The 16,975-nt window shown below is 64.5% G+C and carries 12 protein-coding genes; 5 read left to right on the forward strand and 7 right to left on the reverse strand.

The window, feature by feature from the left end:
* Window positions 1–10: 10 nt before the first annotated feature.
* On the reverse strand, window positions 11–1,402 hold the full coding sequence (locus tag BR78_RS0103070; RefSeq protein ID WP_029934903.1) for an NAD-dependent succinate-semialdehyde dehydrogenase: 1,392 nt from the start codon (window positions 1,400–1,402) through the stop codon (window positions 11–13).
* Between the two features lie 178 nt (window positions 1,403–1,580).
* Window positions 1,581–2,891: a tyrosine-type recombinase/integrase gene (locus tag BR78_RS0103075; protein WP_029934904.1), complete on the reverse strand. Its 1,311-nt coding sequence runs from the start codon at window positions 2,889–2,891 to the stop codon at window positions 1,581–1,583.
* Window positions 2,892–3,887: 996 nt separating this feature from the next.
* Between BR78_RS0103075 and BR78_RS0103080 the strand changes: the two genes are divergently transcribed.
* Both BR78_RS0103080 and BR78_RS0103085 read left to right on the forward strand, forming a co-directional pair.
* On the forward strand, window positions 3,888–4,868 hold the full coding sequence (locus tag BR78_RS0103080; RefSeq protein WP_081855589.1) for an alpha/beta fold hydrolase: 981 nt from the start codon (window positions 3,888–3,890) through the stop codon (window positions 4,866–4,868).
* Window positions 4,865–6,442: an FAD-binding oxidoreductase gene (locus tag BR78_RS0103085; protein WP_029725172.1), complete on the forward strand. Its 1,578-nt coding sequence runs from the start codon at window positions 4,865–4,867 to the stop codon at window positions 6,440–6,442. The genes BR78_RS0103080 and BR78_RS0103085 overlap by 4 nt, the downstream gene beginning before the upstream one ends.
* A 4-nt stretch (window positions 6,443–6,446) precedes the next feature.
* Here the strand turns inward: BR78_RS0103085 and BR78_RS22095 are convergent, their stop codons facing one another.
* From BR78_RS22095 to BR78_RS20800, 4 genes are all read right to left on the reverse strand, one after another.
* Window positions 6,447–6,755 (reverse strand): hypothetical protein, encoded by a 309-nt coding sequence (locus BR78_RS22095; protein WP_049811504.1) that lies wholly within the window; start codon window positions 6,753–6,755, stop codon window positions 6,447–6,449.
* Window positions 6,739–7,815 carry a hypothetical protein gene (locus BR78_RS0103095; protein WP_029934907.1) on the reverse strand — a complete coding sequence of 359 codons (1,077 nt, stop codon included), beginning with the start codon at window positions 7,813–7,815 and terminating at the stop codon, window positions 6,739–6,741. Before BR78_RS0103095 ends, BR78_RS22095 begins: the two co-directional genes overlap by 17 nt.
* Window positions 7,812–8,231 carry a DUF4383 domain-containing protein gene (locus BR78_RS0103100; RefSeq protein ID WP_025560287.1) on the reverse strand — a complete coding sequence of 140 codons (420 nt, stop codon included), beginning with the start codon at window positions 8,229–8,231 and terminating at the stop codon, window positions 7,812–7,814. The genes BR78_RS0103095 and BR78_RS0103100 overlap by 4 nt, the downstream gene beginning before the upstream one ends.
* 546 nt (window positions 8,232–8,777) lie before the next feature.
* Window positions 8,778–12,074, reverse strand: coding sequence for a hybrid sensor histidine kinase/response regulator (locus BR78_RS20800; protein ID WP_025560288.1), 3,297 nt, complete (start codon window positions 12,072–12,074; stop codon window positions 8,778–8,780).
* Window positions 12,075–12,427: 353 nt separating this feature from the next.
* Here BR78_RS20800 and BR78_RS0103110 point away from each other — a divergent pair, with 353 nt between their 5' ends.
* Genes BR78_RS0103110 through BR78_RS0103120 form a run of 3 tightly spaced genes read left to right on the forward strand, consistent with a single transcriptional unit; the run spans window position 12,428 to window position 13,807 of the window.
* A complete protein-coding gene (locus BR78_RS0103110; protein ID WP_025560289.1) occupies window positions 12,428–12,721 on the forward strand; it encodes a hypothetical protein in 294 nt (97 codons plus the stop codon).
* Window positions 12,721–12,996 (forward strand): DUF3175 domain-containing protein, encoded by a 276-nt coding sequence (locus tag BR78_RS0103115; protein WP_025560290.1) that lies wholly within the window; start codon window positions 12,721–12,723, stop codon window positions 12,994–12,996. The genes BR78_RS0103110 and BR78_RS0103115 overlap by 1 nt, the downstream gene beginning before the upstream one ends.
* Window positions 12,997–13,000: 4 nt before the next feature.
* Window positions 13,001–13,807: a protein-L-isoaspartate(D-aspartate) O-methyltransferase gene (locus BR78_RS0103120; protein ID WP_025560291.1), complete on the forward strand. Its 807-nt coding sequence runs from the start codon at window positions 13,001–13,003 to the stop codon at window positions 13,805–13,807.
* A 58-nt stretch (window positions 13,808–13,865) separates the two neighbouring features.
* On the opposite strand, the gene BR78_RS0103125 is transcribed toward BR78_RS0103120, so the two are convergent.
* The gene (locus tag BR78_RS0103125) at window positions 13,866–16,772 is read right to left on the reverse strand and encodes a TonB-dependent receptor domain-containing protein (protein ID WP_029725177.1); all 2,907 of its coding nucleotides are present in this window, start codon (window positions 16,770–16,772) and stop codon (window positions 13,866–13,868) included.
* Between the last annotated feature and the right edge of the window lie 203 nt (window positions 16,773–16,975).

Raw genomic sequence — 16,975 nt, forward strand, 5'->3', positions numbered from 1 at the left:
TCGTGGCGCGTCAGAACGCGGCGTCGATGTCGACGACATCGATCAGCTTGTGGTTGACGAATTCCTTGATCCCCAGGCCGAGCAGCTCGCGGCCATAGCCGGAGCGGCGGACGCCACCGAAGGGCAGGTCGGCCTTCACCATCGTCGGATGATTGACGAAGACCATGCCGGTCGAGATCTTGCGCGCGACATCGGCGCCCCGCTTCGTGTCGCGGGTGAACACCGAGCCGCCCAGACCGAAGGGTGAATCATTGGCGATGCGGATCGCATCCGCCTCGTCCTTCGCGCGGAACAGCATCGAGACGGGACCGAAAAACTCCCAGTAACGCGCCGGATTGTCCTCGCCGACATCGGTGAGGATCACGGGCTGGACAAACGCTCCCTGGTTCGGCGCGTCCGGACCGACGGGCGTTGCGGTAGCACCATGCTCGACGGCCCGGCCGACCATGTCCTTGAGATCATCGGCCGCCTTTTGCGACGAGAGCGGCGCGAGCGTCGTCTCCGGATCGAAGGGATCGCCCATGCGCAACCCGGCGACGCCCTTGGTGTAGCGCTCGAGGAACGCGTCATAGATCTCGTCCGCCACGATCATCCGCTTGGACGAGACGCAGACCTGTCCGCCATTCCAGTGACGGCCGAACACCGCCCATTTCACGGTCTTGTCGAGGTCGGCATCGGCGAGCACGATGAAGGCGTCGGCGCCGCCCAGCTCCATGGTCGACTTCTTGAGCGCCTTGCCGGCGATCGCCGCCACCTGGGCACCGGCCGCCTCGGAGCCGGTGAGTGCCACCCCGTGAACACGCGGATCGTTCAGGATCAGCTCGACCTGGCCATGCGCGGCATAGAGGTTGATGAACGCACCTTCGGGGAGGCCGGCCTCCAGCATCAGCTTCTCGACGGCGGCCGCGCATTGCGGCACGTTGGCCGCGTGCTTGAGCAGCATCGTATTGCCGGCCGACAGCTGGGGCGCGATGATCCGGGCGATCTGATAATAAGGGAAATTCCACGGCTCGACCGCGAGCAGCACGCCGAGCGGATCGCATACCAGCATCGCCTCGCCTTCGGCAGGATCGGCAACCGGCAACTTTTCGGAGGCGAGCAGCGCCTCTGCGTTGCGGGCATAATATTCGAAGATCGCGGCGGAGAGCTCGACCTCCGCTTTGGCCTCGCCCAGCAGCTTGCCCATTTCGAGCGTGAGCAGCGGGGCATAGGTCTCGATGTCGCGGCGCAGAATGTCGGCAGCCGATTGCATCACCCGCGCGCGCTCGGCGAACGTGGTCTCGCGCCATGCCAGGAACGCCGCGTCCGCGCGGCCGATCGCCTCGCGGATCTCGTCGTCGGTGGCGGTGGGAAAGGTCTCGAGGACCTCGCCGGTATAGGGATTGGTGGTCGCGAAAGCCATGCCTCACTCCTTTTCCCGCGTGTGAATGGGGAAGTCGGCGGCCATGTGCGCCCAAACCGGCAAGGGCCTGTATTGTGGTTTTTACGGACCTGCCCGCCATCGGCCGGCATGACGATGAGAAGATATCCTGGCGGCCCCAGGCGCGGCGCGGCGCGGCCCGATATCCGGGCAGGCCTGCTCACGCCGCTTTGGCGTAGCTCCCGACGATCGGCACCACCGCACGGGCGACGAGCTCGTCGAGCCCTTCGGTGATGTAGCGCGAATAATGCCGCTCGATCATGGCGACGGAGGTGTCGTGGAGCGCTGCCACCAGCCGGATCGGCAGACCGGCGCGCAGGCCCCGCACGATCGACGAATGCCTCAGCGCATAGGGGATGATCGCGCTGGAGAGACCTGCATCGGCGACTGCCTGGTGGAATGGCCGTAGCATCGCCGAGGACGAAGCCCAGGGACCGCGATCCACCTGCTCCCACTGCATCGGCCCGACCTGGCGCCGCCGCCAATGTTCGAGTAGCGGCGCGGACGGACTGCGACCGCGGGTGACGGGTTCGATCGCGGCGATCGTGTCCGCGCCGACGGGCACCCGGATATAGCTCAGGGTGCGCTTGCGGCCCTTGAACGATTGCGGGAGCATGAGGCGCGACTGGCCGAGCTGGACGTCGGCGACGGTCATCCGCGCGATCTGCGAGAAGCGCGCGCCCGTGGCGGCGAGCAGCACCACCAGCCGCCCGAAATCCTCGTCGAGCGCGATGGCTGCGGCGACGATCGCGCGGACCTCGTCGTCGCTGAGGATCTGGTTGTCGCGGGCGGCGGTCGTCAGCAGCTCGGGCGCGTCGAGCTTCAATCCGAACTTGATCACCGTCGGGAGGTCCGCGGGCAACACGCGGCGATGCATCGCGAAGGCATGATTGAGCGCTGCCTTGAAGTCGTTGACGACGCGCTGAAGGCTGGAGGGCTTCTTGCGCGTGCAGCGCAGCTGCCAGCCGCGCAAATCGGCCTCGACCAGTGCCGCGAGCCGGACGATCGGCAGCCTCTTGTCCTCGAGCACATAGCGCGTGAGGCTCGAGGAGGCGTCGGACTTGATCGCTCTGCCCGCCCGCGACGAACTGCGCGCATCGCGCAGTGCGATATAGGCCTGGACCGCCTGCGCCACGGTCATGTCGGGGTCGCTGCCGACTGCGGCCGGCGCGCCGCTGTTCCGCGTCTGGAGCTCGATCCAGCGCAGTGCCCGGTCGAACGCCTGTTTGTAGGTGAAGACCTCGACGTCATCGGCTTCGCACCGGTCGTCCGCCTCGCCGATCGCGCTGGTCACATAGGCGCCGAGCGGGACATCGAAGTAGCGGGCGAACCAGGTGCCTTTGCGGGCGCCCTTGCGGTAGCCGATATGCGCGCCCTCGCTCAGTTGCCGCCAATAGGGCTTGTTGCGCACGGCCAGGTTACCGCGGGCGGTGCGGTCCTGGATCCTGCTCTCGACGACGGTGCGCGACATGGGCCAGGCGTCCAATTCGTCTAATAAGACTAGCCGGACACAGTCAGATCTGCAAGGAAGAAGATCATCTAAGTTATTGGTTTAACGTCGTTCCGAGTGTCTCCGAGGACGTTTTCAGGCATCTCTCTCACGGCGAAAACACGAGTTCGATTCTCGTAGGGGTCACCAGCGTTTTCAATGGCTTAGCCGTTGATGTTGAAATGAAATCTCGCCATCTGGCCGGAATAGCTCCTCGGATTCCGTCGGACATGGCTGGACGATTGGCGCAGGTGTCGCCTCGCTTCCCACGCTGACGATCGGGCCGTCGGGCGATATCTACTGGTCGAGAACGACGCCGAGGGTGGCCCGCAACTGTGCCGCTATTTCGCGGCCGAGAAACGCCGCGATGTCATCGCCAAACTGCCCGCCAAGGGCTGCGGCGGCGCGCTAGGTGTGCTCTGACAGCTGATCATCGAGCGCCGAGATGTGATTCTTCGATGTTTAGGCGATCAACGGTGGTGCTCGCGACGGGAATACGGAAGCGGCTCCCGGAATGTGAAGCGGCCTCAGGCCAGCATGGCTAAATTGCGTCGCTTGGGATCGTAATGGGCACCGTCCTAAAAGCGGAAAAATGGCGCAACCGCGCCATTCTGGACGATCGGGTCAGAAGCGCGTCCACATTTTGCCCCGCATATTTTCGCGGCTTTAACGGCATGTTGTGACAGGTCTTGAGCAGGCGATAACGCCGCTAAACGCGACGAACTCGCTCATCTGAATTGCCTGGTGACGGCTTTTGGGCCGCAAGCGGTCCGGCAGCTTTGGAGCAGAGGATTGGCCAAGCGGACGCTCGTCTGAACGGTGGGACGCTCTCGCATCCTGGGATGTTGCCTGTCCGGGTTCTCGGGGAGCAAAGGTGCCCTCCAAGGATGACTAGGCTGGTCGGGAGGCTGGCCGCCGCCTGTCAGCGGGCACCGCCAAAACAATGACGCGGCAATTCCCGCTCGCTATGCAGTCGTCATGGGGGCATTCAAAAGAAACAAGACAAGCATTCTCAGGCTAAGCCTGATCGGCTCGCTCACAAGCGTCATTGTGCTGCTCGCGGCGCTGCGAGGCGCGGCTGACTATCGCGAACGCGTCGATGACCCGCCTGCCGCCACTCGGTGGATCCCGACCGCGCTCGGCACGATCGCGATCCAGACGTCGGGCCCACCGCGCGGCCGCCCGGTTCTGCTGGTCGGCGGCACGGCGGGATGGAGCGGCTTCTGGAGCGAGGTCGCGCAGCACCTCGCCGGACGCGGTTATCGCGTGATAGCGGTCGATCTTCCGCCGTTCGGCTTTTCCGCCCATGATCCACTGCGGCGCTACGATCGCGTGGACCAGGCCGAACGGCTTTCCGCCGTGCTGAAGGCCATAGCCCCAAACGCGCCCGCAATAGCGGTCGGGCACAGCTATGGTGCGGGCCCTGTGTTGGAGGCGGCGCTTCGCCATCCCGCGCAAATGCGCCAGCTTGTGCTTGTTGACGCGGCGCTGGGCACTTTCGATGCGGCGCCGCGTCCGGCGAGCTGGGGCCTTCGCCAGCCGCCGCTCGCCGAACTCGCCGTGGCTACGGGCTTCACCAATCCATGGGCGCTTCGCCCGATGCTCAGCTCGTTGCTGGCGCGCAAGCAAGCGGGCGATCGCTGGCTCGAGACGCTGCGCCGGCCGATGCGCCGGCCCGGCACTACACCGGCCTACGCGGCATGGCTCCCCGAACTATTCAACACCGATGACGGTGCCGCCAGCCGGCGCTCGGCGGCCGTCGCTGCAATGCGCACGCCCGTATCCCTGATCTGGGGCGAAGCGGATCAGACCACCCCGATCTCGCAGGGTGAAACGCTGTCGCGCCTCACGCGCGCCGCTCATTTCATCCGCCTTCCCGGAGTCGGGCACATTCCGCACATCGAGGATCCTGGCCATTTTCTCGCTGCACTTGATGCAGCCATTGAGGGGCAACCATGACGCGCAAAAAATGGCTGATCGGCGTCTCCCTTATCGCACTCGCCGCGGCCGCAGGCGGTACGACGCTCTACACCCTGCCGCTCGCTGCGGACCCGATCGGGCCCAAGGATTGCGGCAGCGTATTGCCGGATCTCGGCGCGCTCCCTTCGCACGCAGCGAGCGCCGCCCAGCCTAACTGGGCGCAGCGCGGCGGCACCGTGAACGATGCGAGTTGCCTCAGCCGCACGACCGTGGCCGGCGTCGTGGCGGTGCGGGACGAAGCCGATGTTCGTACGGCTTTGACCTATGCGCGCGCGCATGGGCTCACCGTCTCCGCGGCTGGTGTGAAGCATAGCATGGGCGGGCAGGCTTTCCGAAAGGGCGGGCTGGTGCTCGACATGCGCGGAATGCGCGGCATTCGCCTCGATAGAGGCGGCCGCACCGTCACGGTCGATGCCGGCGCCACCTGGCACGACATCCAGCGCGCCATCCACCCGGACTTTGCGGTCAAAGCGATGCAGTCGACCGACATCTTCAGCGTGGGCGGGTCGATCTCGGTCAATGCGCATGGCATGGACCACCAGGCAGGCGCAGTGATGGGATCACTCCGCAGCATCCGGCTGATGCTCGCCGATGGACGGGTGATCACGGCGTCGCGCACGGAGAACCCTGAGCTCTTCGCCCATGTGGTCGGCGGCTACGGCCTGTTCGGCGTCATCCTCTCCGCCACGCTCGATGTGGTGCCCAATGACATCTATCGTTCGGAACGCTCGCTGATCGACTATCGGGCCTTTCCCGAGACCTTTGCGGCAATCGCCGGCGATCCGGCGATCGGGCTCAGCTATGTCCACCTGTCCACCGCACCGGGCTCGCTGCTGCGCGAAGCGATCGTCTACCGCTACCGCCGGGTCGCGGCGGATCAGTTGCTCCCGCGGGCACCGCTCAGCGAAGTCGCCTCAACAAAGCTCCGGCGCCTGACGATCAATCTCTCCAAGCGGGGTGACAGTTTCAAGTCGCTGAAATGGTGGTCCGAGAAGAATTTGGAGCATCGCTTCGAAAGCTGCACCGTGACGCGAGCCCAGGCGATGGGCGACGGCGAAGCCTGCCTCGTATCGAGGAACGATCCGATGCACGACAGCGTCGCCTATCTGCGCAACAGCCTGCCCGCCGAAACCGACATTCTCCACGAATATTTCGTGCCGCGCGATCGCATCGTGCCCTTCATCGACGGCATGCGCGCTCTCTTTCGCGAGCAGAAAGTCAATTTGGTCAATGCCTCCATCCGTGCCGTCGGCGTCGAGGCGAATGCGCTCTCCTACGCGCCGAAACCCGCATTCTCGGTCGTGCTCTACATCACCCAATCAACCGACGCGGCGGGCACCGAACGGATGCGCAGTCTGACGAGCGACCTGATCGATCTCACTGCGCGGGAAGGCGGCCGCTTCTTCCTCCCCTACCAACTCCATTACACGCCGCAGCAGCTCGTCCGCGCCTATCCTGAAATCCGCGGCTTCTTCGCGGCCAAACGACAATGGGATCCGGACGGCCTGTTCAGCAACACCTGGTACGCTCGCTACGCGCCGGCGCTGGGCTGAACGGCTAGCGCAACACGGCAGCGCAACCGGCGCCGATCCGTCCCTCCAGCACAAGGGGCGCGCCGCGCCGGTAAAGCGCCGCAGCGAAGCCCGCATGCGACGATCGTGCGAGCGTGACGCGGCCACGCAAGCTGACGATCTGCCCCCCTGCCGCTGCAACGGCGCGGATCGCGCGTTCGCGATCGCCGATCACGGCGACATCGCGGCCACTCGGCCCGACGAATGGCATCGCCAGCAATAGGATCGCCCAACCCGCGAGCACCGCCGCCGTCCGGGCGACGAAGCGGAGGATGCGCCTAGTAGTCGTAGACATGCTCGAGCACGGCGCCACTCGCAGCCGCCGTGCGAATCAGATCGAGCAATTGTGTAACCTTCACCGACACGCCCACGCGCTGCCACCCGGCCTGCGCCGCCGGCATCGTCATCAGAACTGTCCCGGGGCCGGGCGCCGGCGTCCCATTCCGCTGCAGGAGCGTGACGAAAATATCATCGTTGCCGGCGATCTCCACCAGCCTGGCGCCGGCCGTCGCCATGCGCGCGACGATATCGGTGAATTGCGCATAACGCGGCGCCTCCAGCACGGCCAGGCCGGCACCGGGCACGCGCACCACTTTCAGCCGCCGGTCGATTGCGGTCAGCTGCGCAGGGTTGCCGCGCGCGACCAGCCGCAAGGTCAGTTCATCTCGACCCAGCGTCGCGCCACTCGCCGCGTCGATCAGCTTCGCATAGCCCGCCTTCACGCCGAACTCGAGGCTCGAGGCGAACCGGCGTTCCCAATGCCGTCCCCAGGCGTTTGGCTCCTGCGTCCGCCAGACGCCCGCGAGCGCTTCGCCGAAGGGGAAGCGGTACCAGGGAGTTTCATGCATGAACGCGCCGTAGCGGGTCTGCACCGCGGCCGCGTAACGATCGTCGGCGCTGTGCCACCCGCCGAGCCATTCAGACAGGCGGCCGATCGTGTTCTCATAGGCCGCCTTGACGCCAAGCTCGACCGAGTAACTGATTCCGATCGTGTAGATCATCACCTTGGCGTCGCCACCGGACGCGCTGCCGCGGGTCAGCCGATTTACGGTGCAATAGCTCGACCAGAAACTAGCGATCTGGCTTCCGAATGCGAAGCGGCTCGGCCGCGCACCGACGCTCAGATGGCGGGCATAGCTGTCCGCTTCATAGACGATGTGCCACTCGGGATAAGTGAGCCAGGTGCGCCCCTCGGGTCGGCGCTCGCGCGGTTCGAGAATCGACCGGTAGGGCGTGCCGGCGCTGGCGCCCGGCAAGGGTGCCCGGCAGCCGCCCTCGATATAGACCACCGGAATCAGGACGGTGGCCGCGACGATCGCCGCCAGCCCGATGGCGACGCGCCAGCGGCGCTTCACGCCGGGACCGCGCGTCCTTGCGCGGCGTGCCGGTACCCGACCCAGATCGCGAAGCCGCCAATCAGCAGGTGCGGCAGGTTGGCGAAGAAGCGAACGGTCATGGACAGGTCGAGTGGCCCGTACAGGAAGATGCCGCCATCGAGATAGCCGCTGCCCGTGATCAGGCCCAGCACGCCGTCTAGGAAGTAGAGCGGCCCAAAAATCCTGAAATAGATTCTTGCCGCTTCGCGCGAACGCCACGCCGCGACACCGGCCCAGATGCCCGATGCGAGATGCAGGCTGTCGTCATAGAAATCGAGCTTGAACAATCCGAACAGATTGCCCTCGGCATCATGGAAGCCCGGGACATAGCCCACCAGCACTACCGCGACGAACATCAGGAAATATGCCCAGCCGAACAGTCTTAAGCGATCCATGCGTTCCCCCTCGTCAGCCGCGATCTAAAGCAAAACGCGTTCGGAGAACATACTTCCTGCCGAAGAAGGCGTTTCTCCGGCCGACTGGTCGCGACCGGAATGCCGATGCTCAGACGCACCTGCCGAAAATTGAATCTACGGCAGCTTTCGGGCTCCATGGCTTCGCTGCCGCACGACGGCAAGGAGGGCGCCAAGCCACCGCGCCATGTCGAGGTGCAATAGAGATAAAAGTAAGATAATCTCACCATGACAATCGAACATTTAAGTTAAATAATGATTAACACTTACATGTGTGTTATAGGCTGAGCTGTCAGGGCAGAAGAAATGGGAAGCATGAGGCGACGCAACCGGCAGTGATGAGGGTGAGCAGACAGGGTGGATCACCTTTGCAACGCGATCTTGAATATTGGAGCCCCTTTGACCGTTGCGTGTGCTGTGAGATCGCTGAGTGTTGTCGGCGTTTCGTGCACCGTTTCGTAGTGCCATGCCGTTCACCGCTCCCAACGATCCGAAGCTGCGCAGCCATGTGCGCAACCACCAACCGCGTCAGTCCAGCTGAGCGAATACATGCCGCAGCTCGCCGAGTTCGAGCGGCTTGGGCAGCATGAAATCGACATGGGCGGGTGCCTCGCCCCCGGTCGCCATCTGTCGTCCCCAGCCTGTGAGTAGGATCACGGGCGTTTCCGGAAACAGCTCCTTGACTGTCTGCGCGACCTGATTGCCATCGACATAAGGCATGCCGAGATCGGTGATCACGACATCATATTTGTCGCCCGTCGCGTGCGCGGCGCGCAGCGCATCGATACCGGCCTGTCCCCCGTCGGCGGCAGTGATCGTGTGGCCATTGAGCTTGAGCACGATCTCGGTCGACGCGAGCACCGCCGGATCGTCGTCAACCAGCAACAGGCGCAGCGGGCGCACTTCGGAAGTCGCCGCCGCCCGCACGCGGCGGCTCCGCGCCTTGCTGGCCGCGAACTCCAACCGCATGCGCGTGCCCTTGCCGGGCGCACTGTCGATGTCGAGCCGCGCGTCATGGCGCTGCGCCGCGCCTTGGACCATCGCGAGTCCGAGTCCCGTGCCGCGCTCGCCCTTGGTGGTGAAGAAAGGGTCGAGACAGCGCTCGCGCGTTGCCGCGTCCATTCCGGCGCCGGTGTCACCGATTTCGAACCGCACGCGGACCTTGCCGCCGCGTTCAGGGGGCAGTGACTGTGTCCGGATCGTGATGGTTCCCCCTTCGGGCAAGGCATCGACGGCGTTGAAGATGAGGTTGGTCGCCGCTTCGCGCAGTTCCGCCGCGTTGCCCATCACCTGTGGCAGATCGGCCTCCAATTCGGTCGATACCTTGATAACCTGTCCGCGCCGCTGCGGCATGTCGCTCCAGCGCGCGCGCGTGAGTTCGACCACCTGCGGCACCAAATCGTTCAAATCGAGCGGCTCGAGCTCTGCGTCGCCATCGTTCCGGTAGAAATCGCGCATTCGCCCGACGGTCGCGGCAATGTCTCGAACGACACGCCCCACCAGCTCCAGATAATCGCCGACCTCCTGGGGCAGGTCGAGTTCGCGTTCGAGCAGTGATTGCGTATAGACACCGACCGGCGAGATCGCGTTGTTGATGTCGTGCGCGATGCCGCTTGCCATCTGGCCGATCGCACGGAGCCGCTCCTGCTCGAGCACGGCCTGCTGCGTGTGCTTGAGATCGTCATAGGCCCGTTGCAGGCGATCGCGAAGCTGCGCCTGACGCGCCGCGAGTGCGACATGTTCGCCCACTTGCCGCAGGAACTCGCAGTCCGCGCTGACAAAGGCCTCGGTGTCGAGCCGCGCCACGATCAGCACGCCGAACACCTCATCCTCGATCATCAAGGGCGAGATGACCAGCGAACGAAGCCCTTCGCGCGCGAGCCGCGCCGGGAAGGGGAAGTCCACCGCCGCGATATCGGACTCGTAAACGAGTTCGCCGGCGATGCAGCGCGAGAGCCCGTTGCGGTCGATCGACACCCGCGCCTTCTCGACGATGCCGAGTTCCTGGCCCAAGGGCGCACTGCGCACGCCGACATGCGCGACATCGAGCAGATGGTCGACGCGGTCATAGTTGCAGATGCACACGAAATCGGCGGGCATCCGGTCCTCGAGCGTGCGCACAACGACCTGGAAGATGCTCTGCACGTCCTGACGCTGGCCGATCGCGCGCGTGACCTGTTCCAGCAAGTGGAGCCGGTCGCGTTGCGCTTGCAGCTTCGTTTCCGCGAGCTTGCGATCGGTGATGTCGCGAACGAAGGCACTGAAGGTCACCGCCTCACCCATCCGGATCGGCGTGATCGACAGCTCGATCGCAAACTCCTCCCCATCCCGCCGGAGCGCCGTCAGCTCGAGACGCTTGTTCAGTACCCGCGCGTCACCGTTGGCAAGATAGCGCGCCAGCCCGTTCTTATGCGCGTCGCGATACCGTTCCGGCATGATCGTCTCGTGGACCGGCCGCCCCATCACCTCGGCATGGCTCCAGCCGAATGTCCCTTCCGCCTGCGGGCTCCAACCGGTGATGAGACCTTCGCTGTCCATCGTCACCACTGCATCGAGCGCCGATTCGACGATCAGCCGGTTGCGCTGCTCGCTCGCATACAGGGCAGCTTCGGCGCGCCGTTGCTCGGTGACGTCGGTCGAGATGCCGAATATGGCGTAAACCCGGCCGGTTTCATCCCGCAGCGGCGATTTCACCGAGATATAATTGTGCAGACCGTCAGTCTGCGGCGCGACTTCCTCCTCGGTCAGTGCGTGGTCGACCTTTGCCACACGCTCATCCATCGCGCGGAAACCGTTCGCGATCATTGGCGGGAAAAGATCATGATCGGTCTTGCCGACCACCGCCGCGCGCTCGAAACCGAAGATGTCCGCGTAGCGCTGATTGATCATGAGATAATGGCCCGCGAGATCCTTCACGTAGATCACTGCCGGGCTGTTCTCGACGATCGCCTCGATCAACCGCACGCTCTGCCGCTGCTCGGCCTCGCGCGCCGCGACCCGCGCGTCGAGATCGCGATTGATCGCCAGCAACTCCCGCTCAGCCTGCCGCCGTCGGACCGTGTCCGCGGCGCCGATCTGCATCAGATTGAACAGCAGTAACGCTTCGCCGACCAGCTTGCCGAGGTGCGCAACCAGCGCTGTCGCGTCGCTCGGCGCGCGCGAATAGAGCATCACGCCGTGCGCGATCATCAGGATCACTGCGCTCGGGACGACCGCACGAGCGACTTCGGTTTCGTCGCGCTGCCGCCAATAGGCCCAACCGACCGCCGCCCAGAGGAGCGGCACGAGGATGAGCGTCGGCCGCGTGACCCAGAGAAAGCCGGGCGCAACGTAGCGCGGAGCGACCAGAAAGAATGCTGCCAGAAGGACGGCGAGCACGGCCAGCCCGGCTGCAAACAGCCAGGAAAAAGACCGGGGCCGATGCCGTAGAAGGAGTGCGGCGCCGACCCCAAGCGGCAGCAAGTGCCCCGCCGGGCCCCAGGTTCCGGCGCGAAATTGTACATCCGCTCCGGCCCCACCGCCGAGCCAGCCGAGCACGGCCATGACATGCAGCGCTTCGCCCAGCACCAGGAAGGCAAAGGAGATTGCAAGGAATAGCGGCCAGCTGTCATCGGTGCGGCGGCTCATGTCCCAGAAGAGCAATGCGACCAGCACGCCGGTCAGAGCGACGCTGGTGTCGAGCACGGTGTGCAGCGAGGGACCCGCCGCATTGAAATGCAGCATCGCACCGCCGCTCAGGATCAGAACGAGCAGCGCGATTGCAAGATTGGCGGCGAAGCTGAGGACGATCGGCGCCCGGATGGACGTGTCCGCGCTACTCATCATTCGGCCCCTCCCCAGGCCAGAACTCCCCTATCCTATGAGCTTAGGCCGCCAATCTCGTGACCGCAAGACAAGAGCCCAGTCGTTGCGCGAACTATTGAGATGTGGTGAGCGCCGATAGTCTCGATGATTTGCATGCAATTTCCCTATCCTTTGCGGCATTCATAAAAATCAATCGACGGAAGGAAGTCTATTCGATCAATGCCGATCGGGTTGCGAAGTTGCCGCGTTGGAAGCGAATGACAGGCAATGGAATTCCACCTGATCGAGGGGATTGACGGCATTGGCCAGCCTGGCCGTTGAAACCATGACACCGCCCGCTCGTTCCCGCCAGGCCGGGTCAACGGAGATGGACAATGCCCCAGGGCGACAAGAGCAGCTATACCGACAAGCAGAAGCGCAAGGCCGAGCATATCGAGGAAGGCTATGAGGACCGCGGCGTTCCCAAGGGCGAGGCCCAGCGCCGCGCCTGGGCGACGGTGAACAAGGAATCCGGCGGCGGGAACAAGTCAGGCTCGGGCCGCGGCAAGAAGGACACGCATGTCTCGTCCTCACGGGGCGGACGGGCGCAAAGGTCCGGCTCGCCCGAGCAACGTTCGGCAGCGGCGCGCAAGGGCTGGGTAACGCGCCGCAAGCACGGCAACGGCTGATGCCGGCCCGGAAATGGTCGCAAGACGTTACCGCACATTCGAATGCGCTCGATCTCGAGGAATCTGTCTTTACCAGGGACGATCCGAAGGAGATCGCGAAATCGCTCAAGCGCTCGGCCGAGCACAGCAAGCGCCGCAAGGGCACGCCGCTACAATCGGCCATGAACATGCTGACCTTCTACATCAATCGGGCGGGCGACAATCTCGGCGAGAAGCGGCGCAAGGTCCTCGAGGATGCCAAAAGCGAGTTGCGGGCGCTGTTCGGCGAGAAATAGGCAGGTGGCAGGCGGCCACCATTCGCTCCGTCACGCGTTGACTCGGCGCTATCTCGATCAGGAGCAGGCGATGTCGGCGACATCGAGCCTCCGCCGGGTCATGGTGGATACCCAGATCGTCGCGCGCGGCGTGGGTGACGCGCATGTGCTGGACGCAATGCGTGAAGTTCCGCGTGAATATTTTGTCCCCGAGCCGCTGGGCGAATTCGCCTATGAGGACACGCCACTCCCGATCGAGGCCGGCCAGACCATTTCTCAGCCATTCATCGTCGCGCATATGATCGAGGCGGCAGCCGTCAAGCCCGGCGACCATGTGCTCGAGATCGGCGCGGGATCGGGCTATGCCGCCGCGGTGATGAGCCGCATCGCCGGCACGGTCCATGCGATCGAACGTCATTCGGAGCTTGCAGATCTGGCACGCGAGCGGATGGCGGCGCTCGGCTATGGCAATGTCGAGATCCTCCATGGCGACGGCACCAATGGCTGGCCTGAGGCTGCGCCGTTCGACGCGATTCTGATCGCCGCCGGGGCCCCATCTATCCCCGAGCCACTGTGCCGCCAGCTTACGATCGGCGGGCGGCTGGTAATGCCGGTCGGGCCGGCGGATTCGCAACGGCTGGTGCGCGTGACGAGGCTCGGCGATGAAATCTTCGACCAGGACGATCTGGGCGAGGTCCGTTTCGTGCCGCTGATCGGCGCACACGGTTGGGCCGTGGGCGCGGGCAGCGACGCACTCGTCGAGCCGAAGCCGAAGCCGGCGGACGGCCCGATGCAAGTCAAGCGCGTCAATCCGTCGCGCCCCGACAGCTGAGCGGCAATGCCATAACAGCGGCCTCGGGCGCAACAGGTGCTTCTAATGGAGCAAGATATCAGAACTCCGCATTGAGGCCGATGAAGAAGGTCCGGCCCGCCACGTCATAGGTTCCCGGATAGGTGTTGCCGTTGCCGAAGCTGTAGAGCAGTCCCTGCGCGATCGCCGGCGGATCCTTGTCGAGCAGATTGTTCACGCCGACGCGGAAGGTGACGTTCTGCTGGACCTTCGCCGTCATCGTCAGGTCGAAATAGCTGTACGCCGGCAGGCTCGCGTTGAGGATGTAGGCGGGGCCGGCGAGGAACGGATCGTCGGTGTTGCTGGTCAGCTTGGTTCCGCCGATATAGCGCCAGTTGAGCGAGACCGAGGCGATGTCGGTGGTGTCCGACCAGCTGATACGCGCCTGATGCCGCCATTCGGGGCTCGGCTGGCCGCAGGTGGGGCCGAACAATCCGACGCAGTCATAGCTGCCGAGGCCCGGCAGGGGCTCGTTGCGGAGCTCCTTGAGCCAGGTTCCGATGAAGGACGCGCTGAACCCGCCGATCCCGGTATCGAACGCATAATTGGCGCCGACGTCCACGCCCGATGTCTTGAGCGATCCGGTATTCTGAGTGGTCGAAACGACGTAGCCCTGCTCGCCGAACAGCACGCCGGTGCGCGGGTCGCGGTGGAACAGCGAGCAGAAGAACGGATCGCCGGTGGCAATGCATTGGCTGATCGTCAGCGATCCCGGGATCGACGAGATGTAGTCGCGCACCTTGATGTCGAAATAGTCGATCGACAGCGAGAAGCGCTTGAGGAATCGCGGCGCGAGCACGACACCCGCGGTGTAGGTGTCAGCCTGTTCAGGACGCAGTGCCGGATTGCCGCCCCCCTGCGCCACACAAACTTCGCTCGGACACTCGATGATGTGGCCGTATTGCGCCGCGCTCACCCCCGTGGCCGCGCACTGCGCCGCGGTGGCACTGGGGGTTGCCCCCGAACACGGATCCTGCGCCGAGATGTTGCCCAGCCCCTGCGCCGCGAACAATTCCGAGATGTTGGGCGCACGGATCGCGCGATTGTAGCCGGCGCGGAAGCGAATGTCGCGGATCGGCGCCCAGGCCACCTCGCCCTTGTAAGTCGATATGCCTTCGTCGCGGGTGCTGTACTTCGAATAGCGGTAGCCACCGGTCAGCGTCAGTTCCTCGGCGAAGGGGCGGTTCTCGAAGATCGGCATGCGGATTTCGGTGAAGAACTCGGTGACGTTGAACGCCCCCCGCGCCTCGAGCGTGCCCTTTTGCTGCGCGAGCGCGTCGGCATGGAAGACCAGGCTCTCGCGGCGATGCTCGACGCCGAACACCGCGCCCACGCCCTGATCGGCCCAGGGGCTCTTGACGCCGTAACTGGTGAGATCGGCGGTCATCGTGCCGCTGAGAACCGTCTCCTTGTCCATCCCGCGCGTGAAGGTCGGCGAATAGATATAATCGAGCGATTCGGCGGACAGGCCGGCATATTGGAACACATTGAGCGGCACGCATGCCTTGTCGGTGCCATCGATCACTGATTTGCAGGTCGGCACCCCGCCGACATTGACGACCTGGAGCCCGCGATTGGCGCGCACCGGATCGATGTCGTTCTGGTAATTCTCGTTGAACAGCACGCGCGAGAACAGGCCGTTTACGTCATAGCTGATACCGCGCGCGATCTCTCCGCGGACGCCGCCGGTGACGCGGAAATCGGTGTGGCGCAGGTCGTCGCGCCGCGGCCGGGCCGGCGCCGCCACCGGGCGGTAGCCGATGAACAGGTCCTGCGACACCGCAGTGCCGTAAGCCGCACCGCACAGCAATTGCCCCTGCTGCGCGCTCATCAGGGGATTGTTGCAATTGACCGTATAGGTCGTGCCCTGGAACAGCGCGGAAGGCGCGACCTGCGAATTGGTGCGGTCGTCCATGAACATGAAGCTGGCATAGACTTCGGCCGCGGGATCGGCCTCGAACCGCGCAAAGGCGCCGGCGGTGTAGCGTTTGTCGTTGCGCTGGAAATAGTTGAGCGGCGCGTAATTGTAGCGGAAGCTGCTGTTATACGGCACCCAGGTCTTGGCGCCGTCGCGGGTGTTGTTGAAGGCGACTCCGGCATTGGGGCCGGTCAGCGGCTGGAACAGCCCGAACTCGTTGTTCGACGAGCCGCCGCAGGTGAATGCGGTATTGTTGTTGGTCGGATCGAGCGCGCAGGCGGAGACGTCGCGGTCGGCCTGGGTGATCGGCTGCACTTCGCGATAGCCGAAATAGGCCATGATGTTGCCGCGCCCGTCCGCGAAGTTCTTGCCGACTGCGATATTTGCGTCGAAGCGCTGTCCGTCGATCGGTGAGGACAAGGCGTTCTGATAGCCACTGGCGGAGATCAGGGCGCGGCGCGCCGCGTCGTCGTTGTGATGATTGGAGAAGCCGTACTGGACGTCGGCGAGCACGCCGTTCAGGTCCTTGCGCAGCACGAAGTTTACTACCCCCGAAATCGCGTCCGAACCATAGACCGCCGAGGCGCCGCCGGTGACCACGTCGACGCGATCGACCAGAAACGAAGGCAGGAAGTTCACATCGGTGGCCTGGATCGGCAGCAGGCGCTGGCCGTTGACCAGGACCAGGTTCCGGTTGCTGCCGAGATTGCGCAGATTGACTCGCGCGGTGCCGTCGGACCCGTTGGAGACGTTCTCGTTGGCGTCCGCGGTGACCTGGGGCAGCCGATTGAGCACATTCTCGATGTTCGTCGCGCCCTGGAGGCGGATCTCGCCCGAGTCGATCGTGGTGACGGGACTGGTGCTGATCAGGCCCGGTTGCTGGATCCGGGTGCCGGTGACCGTGATTTCGGTCTGGGATGCCTCCTGAGGGGATGCGCCTTCGTCGACGCCCTGGGCCGCCGCTGACGAGCTATAGGCGACCAAGGCTGCCACGGCGCTACCGACCAGCAATGTACAATGCTTCCGCATATCTCGTCCCCTTCATCATATATTTGATATCGTGTACGGTATACAATGTCAGCGATCGAAGGGTTTTGCAACGAGATTGTAACGAGCGAGACACAGCTCACCTCGGCTCGGCATCGCCCTGCGGACAGGGGCGGTCCATCTCCTTTGAAGCGCGCAGGAGAGTCCATCAGCTCTGCCCAATGGAGCCCGGCCTTCGAACTTCG

The sequence above is a fragment of the Sphingomonas sp. UNC305MFCol5.2 genome (genome assembly GCF_000712135.1).
In the GTDB taxonomy this organism is placed as follows: domain Bacteria; phylum Pseudomonadota; class Alphaproteobacteria; order Sphingomonadales; family Sphingomonadaceae; genus Sphingomonas.